Annotated in this window: 7 protein-coding genes and 1 pseudogene; 4 read left to right on the top strand and 4 right to left on the bottom strand. The window is 70.1% G+C overall.

Annotation, left to right across the window (positions count from 1 at the left end):
• From EQG76_RS02015 to EQG76_RS02005, 3 genes are all read left to right on the top strand, one after another.
• A partial coding sequence (locus EQG76_RS02015; RefSeq protein WP_200840485.1) for a TatD family hydrolase occupies positions 1-322 on the top strand: 322 nt, incomplete at its 5' end.
• Positions 319-1,095 carry an MBL fold metallo-hydrolase gene (locus EQG76_RS02010; RefSeq protein WP_159710139.1) on the top strand — a complete coding sequence of 259 codons (777 nt, stop codon included), beginning with the start codon at positions 319-321 and terminating at the stop codon, positions 1,093-1,095. The genes EQG76_RS02015 and EQG76_RS02010, both read left to right, overlap by 4 nt.
• Complete coding sequence (locus EQG76_RS02005) at positions 1,092-1,697, top strand: GNAT family N-acetyltransferase (protein ID WP_235031160.1); 606 nt, start codon at positions 1,092-1,094, stop codon at positions 1,695-1,697. The genes EQG76_RS02010 and EQG76_RS02005 overlap by 4 nt, the downstream gene beginning before the upstream one ends.
• On the opposite strand, the gene sseA is transcribed toward EQG76_RS02005, so the two are convergent.
• From sseA to EQG76_RS01990, 3 genes are all read right to left on the bottom strand, one after another.
• The gene (gene sseA / locus EQG76_RS02000; RefSeq protein ID WP_159710137.1) at positions 1,687-2,532 is read right to left on the bottom strand and encodes a 3-mercaptopyruvate sulfurtransferase; all 846 of its coding nucleotides are present in this window, start codon (positions 2,530-2,532) and stop codon (positions 1,687-1,689) included. The two genes, EQG76_RS02005 and sseA, sit on opposite strands and share 11 nt — an antisense overlap.
• Positions 2,529-3,548 carry a cysteine synthase A gene (locus EQG76_RS01995; protein ID WP_200840484.1) on the bottom strand — a complete coding sequence of 340 codons (1,020 nt, stop codon included), beginning with the start codon at positions 3,546-3,548 and terminating at the stop codon, positions 2,529-2,531. The genes sseA and EQG76_RS01995 overlap by 4 nt, the downstream gene beginning before the upstream one ends.
• An 89-nt stretch (positions 3,549-3,637) precedes the next feature.
• Positions 3,638-4,171: a cell wall hydrolase gene (locus tag EQG76_RS01990; protein WP_159710135.1), complete on the bottom strand. Its 534-nt coding sequence runs from the start codon at positions 4,169-4,171 to the stop codon at positions 3,638-3,640.
• 128 nt (positions 4,172-4,299) lie between these two features.
• On the opposite strand from EQG76_RS01990, the gene EQG76_RS01985 reads away from it, so the two are divergent.
• Positions 4,300-4,680: a hypothetical protein gene (locus EQG76_RS01985; RefSeq protein WP_159710133.1), complete on the top strand. Its 381-nt coding sequence runs from the start codon at positions 4,300-4,302 to the stop codon at positions 4,678-4,680.
• Here the strand turns inward: EQG76_RS01985 and EQG76_RS01980 are convergent.
• Positions 4,670-6,013 (bottom strand): annotated as a pseudogene (locus EQG76_RS01980) (hypothetical protein); the annotation flags it as partial. The gene EQG76_RS01985 and the pseudogene EQG76_RS01980 overlap by 11 nt on opposite strands.

Below are 6,013 nucleotides of genomic sequence, written 5' to 3'. Positions count from 1 at the left end.
CTGCTACTCGTCCTCCCGGCGCTTGGCCGAGCGGGCGGTGACCATGGGCCTGCATCTGGGCATCGGCGGGATCCTGACCTTTCCCAGGAGCGACCTGATCCGCGACACGGTCCGCCAGATGCCGCTGGACGCGCTGGTGCTGGAGACTGACGCACCTTATCTCGCCCCGGTGCCCAAGCGCGGCAGGCCGAACGAGCCAGCCTATGTCGCCCATGTGGCGGCCAAGCTCGCCGAGGTGCTGGGCCTCACCATGGCCGAGGTCGAGCGGGTGACCACAGCCAACGCCGAGCGGCTGTTCCCACGGATCAAGCCCGCCGCATGAGGATCACCGTGCTTGGCTGCGGCACCTCGTCGGGCGTGCCGCAGATCGGCTGCCGCTGCCCGGTCTGCCGCTCCACCGACCCGAAGAACAAGCGGCTGCGCGCTTCGCTCCTGGTCGAGGACCGGGGCAGTCTGATCCTGTTCGACTGTGGCCCAGACCTACGCATGCAGCTGCTCGGCGCCGATGTGGACCGGCTGGACGCACTGGTTTTCACCCATGCCCACGCCGACCACATCCATGGCATCGACGACATCCGCGGCGTCAACAACGCCATGGACGCGCAGCTGCCGGCCTATGGCCATGCCGAGGTGCTGGGCCAGATCCGCAGCCGGTTCGACTATGCGTTTCATCCCGACCGCCACCCGAGCGGCGGGTTCTGGCGTCCCTCGCTGGAGCCCAGGGCATTCGATGGGCCGTTTAGGATCGGCGCCACCAAGCTAGTGCCGTTCCGCCAGCGTCACGGCAAAGGCGAGAGCTGGGGCTTTAGGATCGGCGACTTCGCCTATTCCACCGACGTGGACTGGCTGGACGAGGACGCCTTTGCCGCGCTGGCGGGCGTGCGCTACTGGATCGTCGATTGCCTGCGCGAGCGCCCGCACCCGACCCATGCCCATCTGGAGCGGACCATGGGCTGGATCGACCGGCTCCGCCCGGAGCGGGCCTGGTTCACCCACATGAACCACGAGGTCGACTTCGCCACCTGGTGCGTGCGGCTGCCAGACCATGTCCGGCCGGCCTTCGATGGCCAGGTGATCGAGCTGGAGGAGCCATGACCGAGCTGGAGCTGGAGCCAGGCTTCTATCTCCTGCCCAAGGGCATGCTGCCCTCGGTGGTGGTGTGCCTGGAGATGACCGAGCGGCCGGCGCCGCGGGAGGTCCCGGCACCGGAGGGCTTGACCCTGCGCCATGTCGAGCGGCCGGAGCTCGGCTGGTACCGGGCGCTGTTCGCCAAGGTCGGGGAACCCTGGCTCTGGTATGGCCGGCGGCTCCTTTCCGACGAGCAACTGGCCGCGGTCATCCACGATCCGGGTGTGGAGGTGCGGGTGGTCGAGCTGGCTGGCAGCCCGGAAGGGCTGCTGGAGCTCGACTTCCGCAAGCCCGGCGAGGTGGAGCTGGTCTATTTCGGGCTGACGGATGCCTTGATCGGCAGCCGTGCCGGCCGCTGGCTGATGGAGCAGGCGATCACGCTGGCGTTCCGCCAGCCGATCCGCCGCTTCTGGGTCCATACCTGTAACTACGACCACCGTTCGGCGCTGGACTTCTACCGGCGCTCCGGCTTCGTGCCCTACCGCTTCGCCCTCGACCTGGACCCTGACCCGCGCCTGACCGGCCACCTGCCGATGGACGCTGCCCCCCAGGCGCCGGTCATTCCGTGACGATCGGGGTGTCCTGGCGGCCGCCCCATTCCGTCCAGGACCCGTCATAGACGGCGAGGTCCTCCTTGCCGAGCTGGTAGGCCGCAAGCGCCAGTATCGCGGCCGACACGCCCGAGCCGCAGCTCGCGGCGACCGGCAGGCGCAGATCGATCCCGGCACCCTCCAGCGCCATCTGCAGCCGGTCGTTCGACAGGAGGCGGCCGTCCGTGTCGATCAGCTCCCCGTAAGGCAGGTTGACGGCACCGGGCATGTGGCCCGCACGCAGGCCGGCGCGCGGCTCAGGCTCCGCTCCGCGGAACCGGCCGGGCGAGCGGACATCGATGATCTGGGTGCTGCCGTCCTCCAGGATGGTCCGCACCCCGTCCAGGTCCAGGACCAGATCCGGCCGAAATCGCGCCACGAACCGCCTGACCGGCAGCCGGACCTCGCCGGATTCCAGCTTCTGGCCCGCCGCCTGCCAGGCCGCGAGGCCGCCATCTAGGACCATCACGTCCTGGTGGCCCATCGTCCGGAACATCCACCAAGCCCGGGCCGATGCCAGGAACCGGTTGGTGTCATAGACCACCACGCGGTCGGCATTGTCGATGCCGAGCTCGCCCACCTGCCGGCCGAACTGCTCCGGGGAGGGCAGCATGTGCGGCAGGTCGCTGGCAGGATCGGCGATGACCTCGACATCGAAGAACGCCGCACCCGGTAGGTGCCGCTCGCGATATTCGGCGTGGGCGTCGCGGTTCTGGTTCGGCAGGTAGAACGAGGCATCCAGGATGCGGACGTCCGGGTCGCCCTGGTGCCGGATCAGCCAATCGACCGATACGAGTGCTGGCAGGGCGCTCATCGCTCGACTCCTTCGGGTATCCATGGCGGCAAGGGCAGGTTCTTCGCACGCAGGAAGGCGGGGTTGTAGAGCTTGGACTGATAGCGAGCACCGCCGTCGCACAGCACGGTCACCACGGTATGGCCGGGGCCCAATGCCTCGCCCACCCTGATGGCGGCGGTGACGTTGATCGCCGAGGAGCCGCCCAAGACCAGCCCTTCCTCCTGGCCCAGCGCGAACAGGATCGGCAGGGCCTCGTCGTCGGTGATCTGCAGGGCGTCGTCGATCGGCGCGCCCTCCAGGTTCCGGGTCACCCGGCCCTGGCCAATCCCCTCCGTGATCGAGCTGCCGCTGCTCTTGAGCTCGCCGGTCTTGATCCAGGAATACAGGGCCGCACCCATCGGGTCTGCCAGCACGATGCGGACGTCCGGGTTCTGCTCCTTCAGATAGTCCGCCACCCCGGCAAGCGTCCCGCCCGTGCCGACGGCACAGGTGAAGGCGTCGATCCGGCCGCCGGTCTGCTGCCAGATCTCCGGGCCGGTCGTGCGGTAGTGCCCCTGCCGGTTCGCGACATTGTCGAACTGGTTGGCCCAGAGCGCGCCCTGCGGGTGCGAGGCCGCCAGCTCCTCGGCGAGCCGACCGGACAGCTTCACATAGTTGTTCGGGTCCTTGTAGGGCACCGCCGGCACCGGCCGCAGGTCCGCACCCGCCAGCCGCAGCGCGTCCATCTTCTCCTGGCTCTGGGTTTCCGGGATCACGATCACGGTCCGGTAGCCGCGCGCCGAGGCGACGTGGGCCAGGCCGATCCCGGTATTGCCCGCGGTACCCTCGACGATGATCCCGCCCGGGCGGATCTGGCCCCTGGCTTCCGCATCCTCGATGATCGCGAGTGCCGCGCGGTCCTTGATCGAGCCGCCCGGGTTCATGAACTCGCACTTGCCCAGGATCTCGCAGCCGGTGCGCTCCGAGGGCCCCCGCAGCCGGACCAGCGGCGTGTTGCCGATCAGGTCGGTGAAGCCGGCGCGGATGGGGATCATCGATGGCAGCCTGGGTGCGAGGGGCGGATGCGGCAAAGCCTAGGATGGCGATGCCGGGCGGGCAAGGCGGCCAGCCAGCACCCCTCGGGTCAGCTCACGTCGCGCGGCGCGAAGAAGCTGTGGCCGCCCACTTCCAGCGTCTCACGCACGTCCGGTCCCAGCCAGCCCGGCCGCTGGCGCCAGGATTCCCAGAACCAGAGCGCGCCTGCCGTCGGATCGCGGCTTGGCTGGAACAGGAGCTCGCCCGCCAACGTTTCGGCCTGCCGCCATGCGTCCGGCTCGGCCGGCGGTTCGCTCAGGTCGCCGCAGGCCCAGCCGAACTGGCACTTGCCCGACCGGGTCGGCTCGACCACGACCTCGCGGATACCGTCGGGAAAGTCGGGGTCGCGCGTGCGGTTCAGGACCACCCAGCCGACGGCGCGCATCGCCTCGGCTCCCTGGCCGCGCGCCTCGTGGTACATGGTGAGGGCCAGATAGCGCTCGGCCTTGAGTGCTGGCGGCGGCGGCAAGGCGGCTTGCCGGACTGGGGTGTTCGGCGGTATCCGCCAGGCGACCGCTCCGATGGCGGCCGCACTCGCCAGCATGGCTGCCGCCGCCAGGGCAGCCCCCGCTCTCAGCCTCATTCGCTCCCTCCCGTCCTTCACTCCTACCGGGGTACCGTCGGGAACTCGGAGTCGATCCCGCGGTTCCGGAGCCGCGCGCTCCCGGAGTCGAGCTGAGGCGTTAGCACATCACCACAGGAGTTCCAGGCATGGCCGGTCGAGTGCGCGACCTCACCAATCTCACGGCGCTGCTGACCGCATCCGGGACGACGATCATGGCCAGGCTCGGCCGGATGGCCGCCGATCCGCATGGCGTCGCAAAGGACCCGGAGACCATGCTGATGGTCACCGAGAAGCTCGCCGCGATGAGCGAGGCATCGGGAAAGGCGATGCTCGCGACCCCTGCGCTCGCCATGGCCTGGCAGCGCTGGTGGTGGCAGCGCGCGCTCAGCTTTGACTTCGCTGCGGCACAGCGCGCCGATCATGAGCTCACGCGCGAGATCCAGCGGGTCATGACCCGCACCGCGAACGCGATGCAGACGCCGTTTCGGCGCCGGGCCAGGGCCAACGCCCGCCGCCTCAGCGCCTGACCATGATCCTTGCCACGGCATAGGCATCCAGGCGCAGATCGCCCGGCGGCAGCGGCACGGCGCTAACGGCCAGGAAATTCGTGTCCTGGCAGGCATGCTCGAAGGCGGCCGCATCCAGGACCGCCAGCTCCGCCGGGCCGGCCGCCAGCCCGCCCAGCCGGACCTGAAGCGGCTCGCCGGTCAGGTTGCACAGCCACACCACCAGACCGTCCGCGGTCTCCCCTGCCAGAGCCTGGACGGCCGAGGGCGCCGCCGAACGGGCGTGCCGCAGGCTAGCCCCCGCAATCGCGGCATGGCCGGCCAGCACGTGCCAGGCAGGGGTGACCGAACCCAGATGCCTGTCGAACCAGGGCTGCGGGTGCGGCTGGCGCGCGGTGACGATCCCGGATGGACCCACCGCCGCGGCCAAGCACAGCGTGTCCAGGCCGCCCTGCGCGGCATGGGCGAGCAGGCCCGCATACCAGGCAGCACCCAGCAGCGCCCGGTCGCGCGGGTCGACCCTGGCCATGGCAGTGCGGCCCTGCTTCGGGTTCTCCGCCGGCATCGCGCCATACGGGTTGTGCCGCATCGAGATGGCGGTTGGGTAGAGCAAATAGGGCGTCGCCTCGCCCAGGATCGCGCGCGCGGAGCGCAGCAGCGAGGGCAGGGCCTCCAGCCCCTCGGTCACCGACAGGTCGTCGCCGGCATGCACGGTCGGGAAGATGGCGTGGCCCAGGAAGTCGAACCGGCCCTGCGGCGGCCGCTTGCGGTTGAGCTCGGTGAAGCTGCCGTAGAAGCCGCCGCCGATCTCACAGGCGGGAAAGGCCGCCCTGGCCCCGGCCAGGATAGCCTCGAAGGACGGTGCCGCCGGCCAGATGCCGCCTGGCGTGGTCGACTTCAGGTCGCAGGCGGGCGAGAGCGCGATCCGGCGGAAATCCACGCCCGAGCGGCGCACCGCAGTCGCCAGCAGGTCCAGGTCGCGGGCTAGCGTGGTCGGATTGTCGGTCGGCCGGCCCAGCGCATCACGACAGGGCAGCACCGCCTCCAGCAGCCGCTCCTCTGGCCGGCCCAGCGCGCCGAACGCTTCGAGCTGATGGACCACGGTATCCAGCGAATCGATGGTGACGCCTTCCAGAAGCGAGCAGGCATGGACGGGGAAGGCGGCGCGGCCGAGCAGCTCAGCATGGTCCAGCGCCAGCGGCGCCAGATGGGCTGGCACCACCAGCGCCAGCTTCGGCATCTGGCTGATTACTTCCGACTCGACCTGGACCTGGATCGCCTCATCCGCGGCCGCGGCCTCCACGGCCGGCAGCGTGCCCTCCACCGTGAGCGTCACCTGCAGGTCGAGCCGCTC

The sequence above is a fragment of the Geminicoccus flavidas genome (genome assembly GCF_009806515.1).
GTDB lineage: Bacteria > Pseudomonadota > Alphaproteobacteria > Geminicoccales > Geminicoccaceae > Geminicoccus > Geminicoccus flavidus.
The sequence above is the reverse complement of the archived record's forward strand: the minus strand, read 5'-3'. Positions and strand labels throughout refer to the sequence as shown.

Excerpts from the sequence above, each read along its gene's own strand:
- EQG76_RS02010 (WP_159710139.1), top strand. The coding sequence starts at position 319 with ATGAGGATCACCGTGCTTGGCTGCGGCACCTCGTCGGGCGTGCCGCAG.
- EQG76_RS01995 (WP_200840484.1), bottom strand. The coding sequence starts at position 3,548 with ATGATCCCCATCCGCGCCGGCTTCACCGACCTGATCGGCAACACGCCG.
- sseA (WP_159710137.1), bottom strand. The coding sequence starts at position 2,532 with ATGAGCGCCCTGCCAGCACTCGTATCGGTCGATTGGCTGATCCGGCAC.
- EQG76_RS01985 (WP_159710133.1), top strand. The coding sequence starts at position 4,300 with ATGGCCGGTCGAGTGCGCGACCTCACCAATCTCACGGCGCTGCTGACC.
- EQG76_RS01990 (WP_159710135.1), bottom strand. The coding sequence starts at position 4,171 with ATGAGGCTGAGAGCGGGGGCTGCCCTGGCGGCGGCAGCCATGCTGGCG.
- EQG76_RS02005 (WP_235031160.1), top strand. The coding sequence starts at position 1,092 with ATGACCGAGCTGGAGCTGGAGCCAGGCTTCTATCTCCTGCCCAAGGGC.